This window comes from Vibrio aphrogenes (genome assembly GCF_002157735.2).
Taxonomy (GTDB): Bacteria; Pseudomonadota; Gammaproteobacteria; order Enterobacterales; family Vibrionaceae; genus Vibrio; species Vibrio aphrogenes.
Window position 1 is genome coordinate 181,251 of record NZ_AP018690.1, and the last position, 15,781, is coordinate 197,031.

Sequence of the window (15,781 nt, forward strand, 5' to 3'; positions counted from 1 at the left end):
TTATTTTCTATAATGTAAACGTTTACACATTTTGCGTTAGATCACAGAAAGTAAGTGGTGATAATAGTTAGTATATAGGCCGTAAATGGCATTATTAATGGTTGTAATCGTTTTCTTATTAGTGTTAAGCAGAATCGAACAACGTGGGAGCTGAAATGAAAGTATTAGTGACAGGTGGCTTGGGATATATCGGTAGCCATACTTGTGTGCAACTGATCAACAATGGTCATCAACCGATTGTGCTGGATAATTTATCCAACAGTAAGCGACAAGTCCTCAATCGTATTGAAAACCTAACTCAAGTAAAACCGGTTTTTTATCAAGGTGACGTACGAGATGAAGCGGTCATTGATTCGATTTTCGCACAGCATGACATTCAAGCGGTGATCCACTTTGCAGGTTTAAAAGCGGTAGGAGAATCGGTCGCTAAGCCGTTGGAGTATTATGATAACAACGTCAATGGGTCATTAGTGCTTGCGCGCTGTATGCGTAAAGCTGGGGTGAAAAATCTAATTTTTAGCTCTTCTGCCACCGTTTATGGTGACCCACAACAGGTACCAATCACTGAAGGTTCCCCAACTGGGGCCACTACCAACCCGTATGGTCGCAGTAAATACATGGTTGAAGAATGCTTGAGTGATGTATTTGCAGCAGAGAAGGATTGGAGTATTACGCTACTACGTTATTTCAATCCAGTTGGAGCCCACCCTTCTGGCACTATGGGTGAAGATCCACAAGGTATGCCAAACAATTTAATGCCATTTATTGCACAAGTGGCGGTAGGGCGTCGTGAAAAGCTTGCCGTATTTGGAGATGATTATCCTACGCCAGACGGTACTGGGGTGCGAGATTATATCCACGTGATGGACCTTGCGGATGGTCATCTTGCGGCGCTTAACACGCTTACAAACAAAGCGGGTTTACACATTTACAATCTCGGAACGGGTAGGGGCAGCAGTGTACTTGAAATGGTCGAAGCCTTTTCTCAAGCGTGTGGGCACCCAGTGGCTTATGAGATCCAGCCGCGTCGTCCCGGCGATATTGCACAATGTTGGGCAAGTACCGCAAAAGCTGAACAAGATTTAGGTTGGAGAGCGACACGGAATATCGATGAAATGACAGCAGATACTTGGCGCTGGCAGTCAAACAACCCAAGTGGTTATCAAGATTAATCTAGGTCGCAATTGGCACCGTGAAATGAGTATAAATGATTATGTCGAATACAGAATTTAACCCAGTAGATCATCCACACCGACGTTACAACCCTTTAACTGGTCAGTGGATTTTAGTGTCACCACATCGTGCAAAACGTCCGTGGAGTGGGCAAGATGAAAAGCCGGTCATTACCAGTATTAAGTCGTATGAAGAAGGGTGTTTTTTATGCCCAACGAACACACGCATTTCAGGAGATGTGAATCCGGATTATCAGGGCACGTACGTTTTTCAAAATGATTTTGCTGCGTTAATGCCAGATTCTCCCGATGCACCTAAATCCACGAATCCATTGTTTAAAACTCAAGGGGTGCGCGGTTTAAGCCGTGTTATTTGTTTCTCTCCGGATCACAGCAAAACGTTGCCAGAATTACCAGTGAGTCAAATTCGCAATGTTGTGGACACTTGGAATGAACAAATTGAAGAGTTAGGTAAAACCTATCTTTGGGTGCAAGTATTTGAAAATAAAGGTGAAGCTATGGGGTGTTCACAACCTCATCCCCATGGACAAATTTGGGCAAACAGTTTCTTACCCAATGAAATAGAGCGTAAAGACAAAAACTTACGTGATTATTATCAGCAACAAGGTCGCAATTTGTTGTTGGATTATGTCCAAGCGGAATTAAACGATGGTGCTCGTACTGTGGTTGAAACGGAGCATTGGTTAGCGGTGGTGCCTTATTGGGCTGCCTGGCCATTTGAAACCATGTTATTACCTAAAACGCACATTAAGCGTATGAATGAGTTAACCGCTGCACAACGTGACGATTTAGCTTTAGTGATTAAAAAGCTCACTTGTCGTTACGACAATTTATTCCAATGTTCATTCCCTTATTCAATGGGCTGGCATTATGCACCATTTTTCGACAATGACAGTGAACAAGTAGATAAAAGTACCGAACATTGGCAATTACATGCGTTGTTCTACCCGCCGTTATTACGTTCTGCGAGCGTTAAAAAATTCATGGTGGGCTATGAAATGTTGGCCGAAAGTCAACGTGATCTTACCGCAGAGCAAGCGGCAGAGCGCCTTAGAGCGCAAAGTGAAGAGCATTATAAGGGATAGAAAAGGACGCTGCTCGTCGCTCGGAACTCGAGGGAGAGTTTGAAGCATTTAATTCATCTGGATCCATTTTAATTTAAGGTCATCATGCGTTTGCAATGGTGAAGACGTGGCTCTTCAAAAAGCGAGCCACGAGAAACGATAAGGTCTTATTATGACAGAACGTACTCAACAACTTATTCAAGCCGTCAGCCATGCTTTTGAAAGCGTTTTAGGTTATGCGGCAAAACATATTATTCAAGCACCAGGCCGTGTGAACTTGATTGGCGAACATACCGATTATAACGATGGCTTTGTGCTGCCATGCGCAATTGATTATCAAACCGTAGTGGCCGCAGCGAAACGTGATGACAGTGTAGTGCGTGTCATTGCGGTAGATTATGATAACCAAGTGAATGAATTTGACCTTGCTCAACCATTGGTATTTGATCACGATGTTATGTGGGTGAACTACATTCGAGGTGTGCTTGATTGTTTACAAAAACGCGGCTACCAATTTAATGGAGCAGACATTGCGGTTAGCGGTAATGTCCCACAGGGGGCGGGGCTCAGTTCTTCGGCCGCTTTGGAAGTGGTGATCGGCCAAACGTTCAAGACCTTGTATCAACTTGATATTTCACAGCAAGAAATCGCCTTAAATGGTCAACAAGCTGAAAATGAATTTGTGGGTTGTAATTGCGGCATTATGGATCAATTGATTTCAGCTGAAGGTGAGCAAAACCATGCGTTATTGATTGATTGTCGTTCATTAGAAACCCAAGCGGTGTCGATGCCTGAAGATATGGCGATTGTGATCATCAACTCCAATAAAAAACGTGGGCTGGTGGATAGTGAATACAATACGCGCCGTCAACAGTGCGAAGTGGCTGCGAAATTTTTTGGCGTCAAAGCGCTGCGTGATGTGAGCTTTGACACGTTTAAGCAACGTCAAGCCGAACTGGATGATGTAGTGGCAAAGCGTGCTCGACATGTGATCACTGAGAATGATCGTACGGTAGAAGCGGCTCAAGCGTTACGCAATAATGATATGGCTCGCTTAGCAGTATTAATGGAGCAATCCCATGTTTCTATGCGCGATGATTTTGATATTACCTGCCCTGAAGTCGATGCGATTGTTGAGATAGTAAAAGCGGTGATTGGTACCCAAGGTGGGGTACGAATGACAGGCGGTGGTTTTGGTGGCTGCGTGGTGTCGTTAATTCCCCCTCATTTAGTGGATGCGGTCATCCAAGCTGTTGAAACGCAATACCAAGCAAAAACTGGGTTAAAAGAAACCATTTATGTCTGTAAAGCCATGGATGGAGCAGGAGAAATCCTATGAAAAACGGTTTGAATTATGACCGTTATTTACAGCAATTAACTGAGCAGATGACGGAAATCAACTGGCTTGATGGTTTACCTGCTCAGTTAATTCATCTTAGTAATGATAATGGTATGAGTGTGTCATTCATGGATATTGGGGCAACTTGGTTAAGCGCTCGTGTACCAGTAAAAGATGAGTGGCGTGAGGTGGTTTTGCGGGCTAAAAATATGTCGGCTCATCTTGAGCAAACGGCTTATTTAGGTGCGGTTGTTGGCCGTTTTGGTAACCGAATTGCACAGGGTCGTTTTGAGTTAAATGGCCACCAATATCAACTACCGGTTAATAATGGTGAAAATTCATTACATGGCGGTGAGGTTGGTTTTGATAAACGACGCTGGCAGGTTAAATCGCAGACTCAACAATCGGTCACATTTGCACTTTTTTCGCCTGATGGGGAGCAAGGTTATCCAGGAAATATGCACATTGAAGTGTGTTATCAACTGACTAATGCGAATCAACTGGACATTGAATATTGGGCAACAACAGACCAAGATTGTCCGGTTAATTTAACCAATCATGCGTATTTTAATTTAGCGGGTGAAGGGGCAAAGGCAGCAGCCAAAGATCATTGTTTGCAAACGTGTGCCACTCATTATCTACCTACAGATCATAGCATGATCCCGACCGGTGAAGTAAAAGCGACTTCGGGCACCTCGTTTGACTTTAGCCAAAGTAAGCTTATTGGCCAAGACTTTTTATCCGATCAAGATCAGAAGATTGCAGGTGGATACGATCATGCGATGATTTTTGATACTGTCTATTGTGATGGCAGCCGATGGGTGGCGCAATTAACTGCACCACAAGAGGATATTGTGCTGCAAGTTGCGACCACACAACCGGCGATGCAACTCTATACGGGAAACTATTTGGCAGGCATTAATGGTGTGAGTCAACGCTATCCGAACTATCATGGGGTTGCTTTAGAAACTCAAGGCTTACCCGATGGGCCTAATCATCCCGAGTGGTTAGCGTTAAATTTAGGTCATCCTATATTAAAAGCTGGCCAGACCTATCAACACAAAACCGCTTATCGATTTGTGAGTTAATTTTCATTTAAGCTTAAAAAATAGCAACGCTTTATGGGATCACTTCAATGGGGTCACTTCATATAACGTTGCTATTTTTATTGGCGCTTTACCCACCGCACTTATTCGTAGCTCTTTCTTGCGTATAGAAAGCTTGATCACGGTGTGATGAATTAAGACTGCACTCGTGGTTGCGATAGACGGAGGCAACTGATGATTGCCGCTGCGATGGCGCAACTGGCTGCCAGAATTAAAGAGGCGTGAGTGCCATTGTCATGGAACATATTAAACATTAACGCGACTAATGCGGCGCCGGTACTCTGGCCAAGTAAACGTGCTGTACCTAACATGCCACTTGCACCACCGCTTCGGTTACGTGGGGCGGAGGAAATAATGGTGTGGTTATTGGGGGATTGGAATAAACCAAATCCAGCGCCACATAACATCATGGGCCAGATAATGTTGATGTCGGCAGGATGTGGTGGCAGCATCACCAGAGCAAATAACCCGAGTCCCATGATCGCCATGCCAAGCCCGCCTAATAATCCGGCGTGAAACCGTTCGATTAAATAGCCTGAAATAGGCGCCATCACCATTGTCGCTAAAGGCCACGGAGTGAGTAACAAACCAGTTTCTACTTCGGTTTTACCTAATGTCGATTGTAAGAAGAACGGCAGTGAGACCATGGCCAGCATCTGTGCACAGAAAGAACAAACAGAAGTACACATAGACAGTGAAAAAATAGGAATGCGTAGCAAATCAATTGGCAATAATGGTACGGCAAGCGTTAATTGACGACGTACAAAAAAGTACCCGATAACCGCTACACCTATTAATTCTGCCGCAATGACGGTGTTGGAATGCCCTTGCGAGAAGCCTGAGATCGCTGAGATTAATAATCCAAAAGTCAGCGCGTTCATAATCGCACTAGGAATATCAAATTTTTGTCCAACTGATTTTTCTTGATTGGGGGGTAAAAATTTCAAGGCCAAGATAAGAGAGATAAGGCCAATTGGCACATTGACTAAAAATAACCATTGCCAAGAGGCCACCGATAAAATTGCTGCGGCTACGGTTGGGCCTGCGGCGGCCGACACGGCGACGATAAATGAGTTAATGCCCATGCCTCGCCCTAAAAAGCGTTTGGGGTAAATCAAACGAATTAAGGCGGTATTGACACTCATTAGCGCCGCACCACCAAAGCCTTGTAAGATCCGAGCCAGGGTCAGCATATTTAAGCTGGTTGATAAGGCACATAGTAAAGAGGTAAGACAGAACACCGCAAGGCCGATTTGATAAACACGTCGATAGCCAATCAAATCGCCAATAAAAGATAAAGAGAGCAATGACACTATGATGGCAATTTGGTAAGCATTGACGACCCAAATAGACTCAGCTGGACTTGCGTTTAAATCCGTAGCAATCGTTGGAAGAGCCACATTAGCGATAGCGCCATCTAAGACCGCCATCGTAATACCAAAAGCAATAGTTAAGATGGCACCCAGCCGCTGCGGGCGAGGGAGGCCGTCGGAATAAGGCGTATTCATAATGATTAACTGGCCAAAAGTAGTAGGAAATATTTTGTAACAGACAAGCTACCAAGTGAAGGAAAATAAAGCAATCAACAAAATATATTGCGATGAATATTGGTGGTATTCTCGATTAGTGAGTGAGGAGGCTAGCAAATCGAGCAAAACTTAAATTAACCGTATTTTTGTGAATTTATCTCACCATTTATGCGTTGCTTCTGAGCCATTTGCACGATAGCCTAATCCGGTTTTTTAATGGATAAATATGACCTTATTTATCTTTTTAGTTGTCTATCATCAAGAGGTTAGAGTGTCGAAACGTCAGGTGTTTATTAGTTTGCTATTTATTTGGTTGGGACTTGCCGCCACCCCTGCTTGGTTATGGATTACCCAGCAAGCACTTTTTCCTTATTTTCAGTTAGATACTTGGTTTGCAGATGGTTTATTTGCGTTAACTTCTACAGGAACCGCGCCTTATGCTATCGCCACAGTACTGGTATTTTTTGCGATGAGTTATGTATGCTTATGTAACGACTGGAGAAGCAAAGATAGGGTAAACAAAGAGCGGATAAACAAAGAGCGGATAAGTCAAAATAAAGCACAAACTCGTCACCCAGATCTGAATCGCCGGAAAAGTCTGTGGAAACAAATGCTAGCGGCAATTACGCTTAGTTTAGTGATCAGTGTATCGCTAAATCACAGTTTAAAATCTTATTTTGCAGAGCCTCGCCCTAATGTGACTTGGTTAAGTCAGCAGCCAAACTCGACGCTTGATTTAACCCATTTTTATCAGCATAACGAGCCGCAACGTCGAGAGCTGATGGCGGCAACCATACAGCAGTATCAATCTCAAACGGGTACTTTATCCTCTCAGCCTCCAGTGGCGGTTTCGAGTCATCTATTGCAACATTGGGTTCATGAAGTGGGCTATGCTTTTCCGTCTGGCCATACCATTTTTGCAACCACCTTAGTGTTAACGGCCAGTTATTATTTGCTGTTCTCTGGCGCGATTGGTCTTAATATTGGCCTCTTTCTGTGGGGAGCGGCGATGGGGATTAGCCGTATGATCCTTGGTATGCACTGGTCACAAGATGTGCTGGTTTCGACTTGTTTAGCTGCCCTAATCAGCAGCTTAAGTATTGGGGTTATCCATACGCTTTGCTACTCGACCAAATTGGGTGACATATTACGAGAAAATCGCAAGATGTAACCTTTAAACGTTTGATCTAAGTATTCGGTATGTTCGGGTTTGATATGCTCGCTGGTAAAGCCTAACTCGATCATTTTGGTGCTGAGTTTATTCTTCCTGCCTCGACCTGGGTCCACGATAATGACTTCACTTTTATCGTGAGCATGTTTTTGAATGAAGGAGGCTAAAAGTGAAACGTGTATGTCTTCATACAATAAATCGCTGCCAATGATGACATCGAATAAGCCGAGTTCGCTGGTATCATTAGCCCAGTCTACTCGCTCAAAGGCAATGTCTTTATCGTTATTTAATTTGGTATTTCTATCGAGGAAGGCTTTGACTTCAGGATGGTAATCGGTGGCAGTAATATCGGCGTGTTGTTCATTTAATAGCAGGCTAGTGAGCGCCATGCCACAGCCAATTTCTAATATCCGCTTTTCTTTGGTATCAAACTCTAGCATGTGGTGAGCAAGGACAATACTAGAGGGCCAAACGACCCCAAATATAGGCCAAGTGGCTGACGAGATCCCAAGATCAAGTGCGGTATGGTTAGGGTCTGAAAATTGTTGATTATCGCGTAACGTACAAAGGTGGATATCGTTATTACCAATCTCAATGGTTTGGTAACGAACACGTATTGGGCTAGTCATATAGGCCTTCCGTTGATGAGCAACGCTAAGTCATATATTGAAGAGCGATAAATGACAAAACATAAGTCGAGTCTTTAAACTACACCAATCTGAGTGTTATACAAGCAACTTTACTTTTATTGTTTCTGATTAAGTCAATCGATTCAATTCATTATGAGATGAGATGAGATGAGATGAGATGAGATGAGATGAGATGAGATGAGATGAGATGATCTAGCAAGCTGGATAAAGAAATTCTTTGATGTGGGTTGACTGGCGCTGCGAGGGCAACTTAAAGCAAACCGCCCTCATCAATTCAGTGAATAAAAAACTGAGCAGATGAAGGCGGGCCTAGAAAAACGAAGCACTAAAGCTTGGCGATCGTATCCGCCGTTGAGCCTTGGTTTTTCCGGCTGGATTTTTCCGCTTGCTTAATTAACGTGATCAAGTCTTTGACGTCATAATCGTGTTGTTGCGCACCGTATAAGCAGGCCATTAAGCGCTGCATATGCGTTTCAATTTGTTGCTGTAGGTTTGTCTCAAGATGAGAATACTGTGCTTGCCATTGTCGATACGCCGATTGAATTTTCACGCCATCTTGGCCGTGTAATGCACTGACCAAATCAGATGCTTGCACCGTACGAGCTGCCGCGCCTTGAGCTGCATGAGTGTGTGTATTTTTTACTTGGCGACGTTTTTGCTGAATGAACAAAAGCAGTGTGATTAACCACAATCCGGCAAATAAGGCGGTCAGGTATGGCCAATATCCCGCCGTCGTGATGGTTTGAGTTGAGGCCTCATGATTGGTTGCTATATCTGGCGCTGAATCGGTGTTGAGAGGTGCCTCATCCTGATGAGAGGCATTAGACCCAGCAGCGATTGGCGGCGCATTTTCATCCATCTTGGTGTTTAAGATTAAACCTGCGGCCTGCGCGGTTTCGGTTTGCCCCAGTTGTGAATTCCACCAAGGAACCGTCACTGAGGGCAGGGTGATTTGACCCGATTTTTTGGGCATGATGACTTGTTTTAATGTCATGACGGTATTGCCCGCTTTATCTTGACCAAATTTAGGTTTCTCACTGTAAACACGTACTGAGGCTGGGTAATCAATTTTTATTTCAGGCAGATTTTCGGCGCTGACATCTTGGACAACCAGTGCCAGCATTCGGGTGATCGGCTGTCCAACTTTGGCCTCTACTTGGCCTTTAGATATGGTCAGAGTCTCCCCATTACTGTCTTGCCAACCTTGTTGGAGCGTTAAAGATTGCGTCGGTAGCCAAGCGCCTTTGAAGCTACTTGGTTTCGCTTTAACGTGGATTTGAATTGGCTTTGCTTGCACATCCACAGGTACGATACGGCGTGCTCCAGTCGCCGGACTTATACTGATCACCGAGGCTTGTATGCGCGCAGGGATCAATTGATGGTTACCCGCTTGCTCGGCGCTGACGTGGTATTTTTGTTCCACAACGGTGGTTTCAATGCCATTAATGATTTTTTGATACTGGTTGGCATCTCCAATGGGTGTGAGGTTGAGTCCTTCGCCGGAAGGTGGCGTCAGTTGGGTATTTTGTAAACCGCGAGGGTCAGTTTTGACTAATAACCGCGAAATAAAGGTCGCGGTTTCTTTAGGGTAAAGTGTGGTCTTCGAAATACTGTCGTCAAAAGCGATTAAATCATCTTGCTTTGGCGCACTAGGATCGGTGCTGACATGCAGCGTAATCGGGTCAGTTTTAGCGCCATTAATCTCAAAGCTTGGAATGGTAATCTCACCGACTTTTTTGGTGGCCAGTGTCAGATTCCATTCACTGCGAATCGTGACTTTGCCATTAATGCTGTATCGTGACGTGCCAAACTGTAAGCGTCCTTGAGTAAACTCCGGATTGAGAACGCTAGGATCAAAATCTTCTCGGTGCGCTACATCGGAATACACGATTTGTAGATTGAATACTTCATTCGTGCTGAGACGAGTTTGGGAGACTGAGGCCGTAGCAACCGCCTCATTCGCTAGACTGACTTGGCTAAAAACGAGTGAAGTGAACAAGGCTAAAATGACCATTAAACCTTGAGGTGAAAGTGCGGCTAAACGCGTTTTTAGCCGTTGAGAAAGTGAATACATCGTACGTTCCATGGTTACCATTACCAAATTTGACCGTTGGATTTCGGTTGTGGATTTTGTTGTGCTTCCAGTACCATTTGCGCTTGCAATAAACGTTGAGCGTTATCTGGAATCTGTTCTAATTTGTTGAGCCTTGGGTCTGACGCCACAGTATTGCCTGTAGATTGACCTGTCTCCGTCGTCGCCGTACTCATTGGCTTGGCTTTGTTTTCATCATCTTGTGACGGGCCTTGATCTTTATTTTTTTGAGCAGCTTGAGCTTGTTGTTCTTGTTTCTGCTGTGCTGATTTTTGTTGCTCAGATCGTTGCTTGGCTGAGTTGGCCTTATCGTTATCTTGTTGTGAGTGCTGTTCATCATCAGATTGTTGCCCGTTTGCTTGTTCTGAGTTTTGCTTGTGGTTATTGTTTTTATCTGAACTTGGGGGGCTCTTATCTGAATTCGAGCTCTGATTCTGATCGGACTGAGTTACCTGTTCAGAATTTTGTTGCGCTTGATCGTCTGGTGAGGGTTTCTCTTGAGACGATTGCTCGGATGAGCTCTGATTGCTTTGATCTTTATTGTCCTTCTTATTGTCCTTCTTATTGTCCTTCTTATTGTTCTGTTTATCTTGTTGCTGTTGCTGTTGCTGTTGCTGTTGCTGTTGCTGTTTTTGCTGCTCTAGTGCTTGCTTCACAATCGCTAAGTTCTTTTTTGCATCAGCATGCGTTGGGTTGGTTTTCAGAATGTCTTGGTAGCCTTGTTTTGCTTGTTCTAGCAGGCCTGCTTGGGCTTGCGCATTGGCTAAGTTGTAGCGAGCATCTTCATCGGTTAGCCCTTGCAGTTCTTGAATGGCGGCTTGGTAATTGCCAGCTTGATACAGCGCTGCGCCTTTCCATGCTTGGTCTTTAAATTGGCTAGCCGCTTGTGGGTATTGTTTAGCTTGATAAGCATCATAAGCTTGCTGATCGGGCGTTTTAAAAGCTGATGCCAATAATGACGAGGCACTTGCTTGAGTTTGCGTTACTTGAGCGGCTCTGGGTTGAGCGACTATGGATTGAGTCGCTGTTGTTTGTGGCTGTGAAGCATAGACCGACTGAGGGTGCAGCACAGGCAAAGCGGCGAGTAGGGCTAGGCTGAAAATGCCACCGCGGCGAAATGCACCTAGTGCGAGCACCAGCAAAATAGGCAGGAGCCAAAAACCATTATTGATAGGTACTTCCAAATCAGGTGTGTCTTTATTTTGTTTGTCGGTTTTCAATTCCACATGATGCAAAGCTTGTGATAACTGTTGAATGTCACCGTCATCATTACGCAGTGGAGTATAAATACCGTGCCCTATTTGAGCGATGTGTTGCAGCGCTTTGAGATCGGTTTTGGCGACAACAGTGCTGCCGTTATGGGTGAACAGTTCCCCATTTGGCAAACGGATCGGCGCACCTTGTGCGGTACCAACGGATAAGACAGAAAGCTGCCAGTGCGTGTCTTTGAGTAGTGATTGAATGGCATCTGATTCGTGGTCACTTAATCCATCGGCGACGAGAATAATATCACCTTGCTGATGGCCCGCTTGAGTGAGCATTTCTATGGCCTTTTTCACACCCGCACTGGCATTGCTACCTTGGGTTGGCATGATGGCTGGTGATAAATTCGGAATTAAGCTGGCCAGTGTTTTGGTGTCATGAGTCAGCGGGCTTATCATATAGCCATCGGCAGAATAGGCCACCAAGCCTGTGGTTCCTTCGTTTAAGGCGGGTAACAGGTCTAACACTTTATATCTGGCTTGAGTCAATCGGTTAGGAGCAAGATCGGTGGCGTACATGGATAACGTCATGTCCATCACGATCACACGCGCATTATTGACATCAACGCTGGGTACAGTTTGTTTGTGCAAGCTAGGGCCACTTAAGGCGAAGACGGCAATGAGCCAGGCGGCAAGCACTACACTGACGACAGAATGGTGCGACTGGTGTTGATCTAAGCCGAGTTGCTGAGTTAAATGATGGGCAATCAGGCTGGTAGATTTGGGTTTACGATACAGCCAAATACTGAGCAAAATAGCGGGAATGGCAGCATATAACCAAGTGGGATGCAGGAATTGAAAATCAGCCATGTTGTCTCCTGAATACGGCAAGGATAAATGACAGAATAAGGGCTAATGCCAGTGGATAAGTAAACCATTCGGTTTGTGGTCGCCAAGTTTGAGTGGCATTACTGACCGGCTGTAATTGATTAATAGTCGTGTAAATGTGATCCAATTCTTTTTGATCGCGCGCGCGGAAATACTGACCACCAGTCAAGTTAGCAATTTCGGTTAAGGTTTTTTCATCCAAATCTTGCGCAGTATTGACGGTACGAGTACCAAAAAAGCTGCCTACTTGTAATTCACCGGCTCCAATACCAACGGTATAAATAATGGCCTGATTTTCTTTGGCAATGTTCGCCGCTTCTATGGGATCAATGACGCCGGCGGTATTGCTGCCATCACTAAGTAAAATAATCACGCGTTGTTTGGTATCACTTTTGATCAAGGTTTTGGTGGCAATGCCAAGCCCTTCACCAATAGCGGTTTTACTCCCAATCATATTCAACTGGGCGCGATTAAGCTGTTGTAACACAGTAGTACGGTCTAAAGTTAAAGGGGTTTGTAAATAAGCATGATCAGCAAACAGAACCAAGCCTAATCGGTCCCCTTTACGTTTAGCGATAAAGTCGCTGAGAACGTGTTTGACGGCAGTTAAACGATCGATGAATCCGGAAGCGGTATTCATGTCTTCTTGTGCCATTGAGCCTGAAAGATCCACGACTAACATCATATCTCGATGCTTTGGTTGCACTTCAATTGGCTCTCCATACCACACCGGTCTTGCGGTGGCGGTCACGAGTAATAGCCAAATTATGATGGCCATTATCTTTAATCCAATATGCTGACGTTGTTGCACATTGCCTGCAGTTGGCAAGGTTGGCAGCATAATCGCCGATCTTGGTTTATGGGCAGGGGCGAAAAAATAGACGAGTAAAGGCAAAGGCAACAACAAAAATACCCATAACCACTGAAACTCAAACATCGTCTTGAGATCCTTTTACTTTTTGTTCAAGTTGATTTAAGACTCGCTCTTTTTCGATGAGTGCTTTCGGTGCAGATTGCGCTGGACGAGCTGCTGACACGACGCCATCACTAAGATCAGAAGCCTGTTGTTTAAAAGTTTGTTGCGCCGCTTTGAGTTGTTTTTTACTCGGTGGTAAGGCTTGGGTTATCCAGGTTTCCACTTGTTGATACAGGTTATCGGCGATCTCATCACTCACGGGTTGTTTTTGGTAGAGCGCCGTTTGCCATTGTTGTGAATTAGTTTGGAAGTTCGCGGCTTTCGTTGGGTGCAGTTCATCCAAAAATTGATACCAACGTTCGCCATGCAGACTGGCTAGCATCGGTCTTGGATAGTATGACAAGCAAACTTGGCGTAGAAGATCGTTGGCCGTTGCGACCTTTTTTTGACCTTGCAAGCGAACTTCATTTTGTTTTAAGAGACGTAATGCTGCTTTTTTAGCGCGATGACGTTTTTTATGGCGTTTGATCAGTACCCAGACCAACAGGATGAGCGCCACGAGGAGAGCGGCACAAACCCACCATCCCCAAGCAATTGGCCAAGCTCCGGGTTCAGCCGGTAAATGCAATGGCGCTAACGGGAGACTAGGTTGAGCTTGAGAGGCGGTTGCCAAAGAAGCATTACTCATGAAGACCTCCTATTTGAGAGGCTGTTGTGAGTGTGGAGGCCGCACCAAGTTGTGATAATAAAGGTTCAGCACAAGACAATGAACGCATAGGAATAGCCATACTTTTACAAATCTTTTCTAATTGAGTGAGGTGTTCAGTGTAGCGATTTTTCAACTGATTACGGGTGTTTTTTTTGCCAAAATTCAGCCAATAAGTTTGCTCACCATTGGTGACATATTCACTGCCTCGAAAGGTGGTATTGCCCATTTCTAGAGGATCGTAAATGTGCACAAACTGTAATCGATTATGTTGACGCAGTTGATTGAGTAATGGTTTAGCATGTAAATCTAAGCGTTTAAAATCACTGATAAAAATAATATCGCTGCCCTTAGGAGACATGCGATGTAAGGTTTGCATCACTTGCTTAAAATCCAGCGTAGGCGTGATTAAGTTTGGGCGGGCTTGCTGGGCTTGTAATTGTGCAATCGCTTGGTTATTACATTGAACCAATTGATGATTAATCTGTAACGCACCTTGTTGGCGTGCGGTGGGTTTGACTTCAACCAATTTATCACCCAGATCAATCAGCGCCCCGATGCGATCTTTTTGCTCCACCGTTAGCCAACTCAATAAGCTAGCAAGATGCGCACACTGCACTGTTTTAAACAGCAGCTGTGAGCCAAAGCGCATACCGTTACTGAGATCAATATATAAAATAACCGGCTGCTCACGCTCTTCGGTGAATAACTTAGTATGGGCTTTACCGGTGCGCGCCGTAACCCGCCAATCTATTGAGCGAATATCATCGCCGGCTTGATATTGACGAACTTCAGCAAAGTTCATGCCGCGACCTTTTTGATTGCTGTTATGGCTGCCATTTAATTGCGACCACAAGCTTTTATTCGGTGGCTGCCAATGGACCGTATGATTTTTGTAGTACAGCAACTCCTTGAGATCTAATGTCGCACCAGTTGCAAAAGGAGGTAACTTTTGCGTCATCATGCACTGCCAACCTGTGCTAATAACTCAGCAATTACACGATTGGCGGTGATGCCTTCGGCTTGTGCTGGATAGCTTAATAATAATCGATGGCGTAATACCGGAAATGCCATGGCTTGAACATCTTCAGGGCTCACAAAATCACGACCAGCCAGCCAAGCATGCGCACGCGCACAGCGATCTAAAGCAATGGTTGCGCGAGGGCTGACTCCCATTTGTAGCCATTCACCAAGCAGAGCGTTGTATTGTGAAGGCTGGCGCGTTGCCATGATCAAACGAATGATGTATTGCTCAACATTATCGGCCATGTGAATAGACAAAGCCGCTTGTCGGGCATCAAAAATAGTCTGTTGCGACAATGTGATTGGTTGAGAGGCATGTTGGCCTTGGGCTTCACCACGGTTTAGGCGCAAAATATCTAATTCACTGTGAGCGTCAGGATAATCGACTTCAAGGTGCAATAAGAATCGGTCTAATTGTGCTTCAGGAAGAGGGTAGGTCCCTTCTTGTTCAATCGGGTTTTGAGTGGCCATGACCAAGAATAACTCTGGTAATGGGTAAGATTGTCGGCCAACGGTAATTTGCTTTTCCGCCATCGCTTCGAGCATGGCCGCTTGCACTTTAGCCGGAGCTCGGTTGATTTCATCGGCTAAAATCAATGAGTTAAAAATCGGTCCCGCCTGAAAGGTAAATTCACCTGTCTCTGGGCGGAAAATATCCGTGCCCGTTAAATCGGCAGGAAGCAGGTCGGGAGTAAATTGTACGCGATGAAAATCCCCTTCAATACAGTCCGCTAATACTTTGACGGCGCGGGTTTTGGCTAAGCCCGGAGGACCTTCTACTAAAATATGACCATCAGCAAGAAGGGCGACTAAGAGTTGTTTTACTAATTCATTTTGGCCAATTACTTGAGAATTTAAGTATTGCTGAAGTTGCGCAAAAGCGTCCGAATGCATGGTCAAAA

The 15,781-nt window shown here is 44.8% G+C and carries 13 protein-coding genes; 5 read left to right on the top strand and 8 right to left on the bottom strand.

Translation table 11 applies throughout. From position 1 onward, the window contains the following. Positions 1-155: 155 nt before the first annotated feature. The 4 genes from galE to galM all read left to right on the top strand — a co-directional run bounded on the left by galE (position 156) and on the right by galM (position 4,684). A complete protein-coding gene (gene galE, locus VCA1004_RS12080) occupies positions 156-1,172 on the top strand; it encodes a UDP-glucose 4-epimerase GalE (RefSeq protein WP_086980709.1) in 1,017 nt (338 codons plus the stop codon). 41 nt (positions 1,173-1,213) lie between these two features. Then, positions 1,214-2,278, top strand: coding sequence for a UDP-glucose--hexose-1-phosphate uridylyltransferase (locus VCA1004_RS12085; RefSeq protein WP_086981362.1), 1,065 nt, complete (start codon positions 1,214-1,216; stop codon positions 2,276-2,278). Positions 2,279-2,429: 151 nt separating this feature from the next. Continuing rightward, positions 2,430-3,596 (top strand): galactokinase, encoded by a 1,167-nt coding sequence (gene galK, locus VCA1004_RS12090; protein WP_086980710.1) that lies wholly within the window; start codon positions 2,430-2,432, stop codon positions 3,594-3,596. Continuing rightward, a complete protein-coding gene (galM, locus tag VCA1004_RS12095) occupies positions 3,593-4,684 on the top strand; it encodes a galactose-1-epimerase (protein WP_408646916.1) in 1,092 nt (363 codons plus the stop codon). The genes galK and galM overlap by 4 nt, the downstream gene beginning before the upstream one ends. 152 nt (positions 4,685-4,836) lie before the next feature. Here the strand turns inward: galM and VCA1004_RS12100 are convergent, their stop codons facing one another. Then, entirely contained in the window at positions 4,837-6,210 is a 1,374-nt protein-coding gene (locus tag VCA1004_RS12100) for an MFS transporter (RefSeq protein WP_086980711.1), read from the bottom strand. Between the two features lie 247 nt (positions 6,211-6,457). On the opposite strand from VCA1004_RS12100, the gene VCA1004_RS12105 reads away from it, so the two are divergent. After that, a complete protein-coding gene (locus VCA1004_RS12105) occupies positions 6,458-7,402 on the top strand; it encodes a phosphatase PAP2 family protein (protein ID WP_086980712.1) in 945 nt (314 codons plus the stop codon). Here VCA1004_RS12105 and VCA1004_RS12110 read toward each other — a convergent pair. The 7 genes from VCA1004_RS12110 to VCA1004_RS12140 all read right to left on the bottom strand — a co-directional run bounded on the left by VCA1004_RS12110 (position 7,354) and on the right by VCA1004_RS12140 (position 15,773). After that, entirely contained in the window at positions 7,354-8,031 is a 678-nt protein-coding gene (locus VCA1004_RS12110; RefSeq protein WP_086980713.1) for a class I SAM-dependent methyltransferase, read from the bottom strand. The two genes, VCA1004_RS12105 and VCA1004_RS12110, sit on opposite strands and share 49 nt — an antisense overlap. Positions 8,032-8,377: 346 nt before the next feature. After that, entirely contained in the window at positions 8,378-10,126 is a 1,749-nt protein-coding gene (locus VCA1004_RS12115; RefSeq protein WP_164520878.1) for a BatD family protein, read from the bottom strand. 20 nt (positions 10,127-10,146) lie between these two features. Continuing rightward, complete coding sequence (locus VCA1004_RS12120) at positions 10,147-12,216, bottom strand: vWA domain-containing protein (RefSeq protein WP_086980715.1); 2,070 nt, start codon at positions 12,214-12,216, stop codon at positions 10,147-10,149. Continuing rightward, the gene (locus VCA1004_RS12125) at positions 12,209-13,171 is read right to left on the bottom strand and encodes a vWA domain-containing protein (RefSeq protein ID WP_086980716.1); all 963 of its coding nucleotides are present in this window, start codon (positions 13,169-13,171) and stop codon (positions 12,209-12,211) included. Before VCA1004_RS12125 ends, VCA1004_RS12120 begins: the two co-directional genes overlap by 8 nt. Continuing rightward, positions 13,164-13,838, bottom strand: a complete 675-nt coding sequence (locus tag VCA1004_RS12130) for a DUF4381 domain-containing protein (protein WP_086980717.1) — start codon at positions 13,836-13,838, stop codon at positions 13,164-13,166. Before VCA1004_RS12130 ends, VCA1004_RS12125 begins: the two co-directional genes overlap by 8 nt. Next, positions 13,831-14,817, bottom strand: coding sequence for a DUF58 domain-containing protein (locus tag VCA1004_RS12135; protein WP_086981364.1), 987 nt, complete (start codon positions 14,815-14,817; stop codon positions 13,831-13,833). The genes VCA1004_RS12130 and VCA1004_RS12135 overlap by 8 nt, the downstream gene beginning before the upstream one ends. Further along, entirely contained in the window at positions 14,817-15,773 is a 957-nt protein-coding gene (locus VCA1004_RS12140) for an AAA family ATPase (RefSeq protein ID WP_086980718.1), read from the bottom strand. Before VCA1004_RS12140 ends, VCA1004_RS12135 begins: the two co-directional genes overlap by 1 nt. Positions 15,774-15,781: the final 8 nt, after the last annotated feature.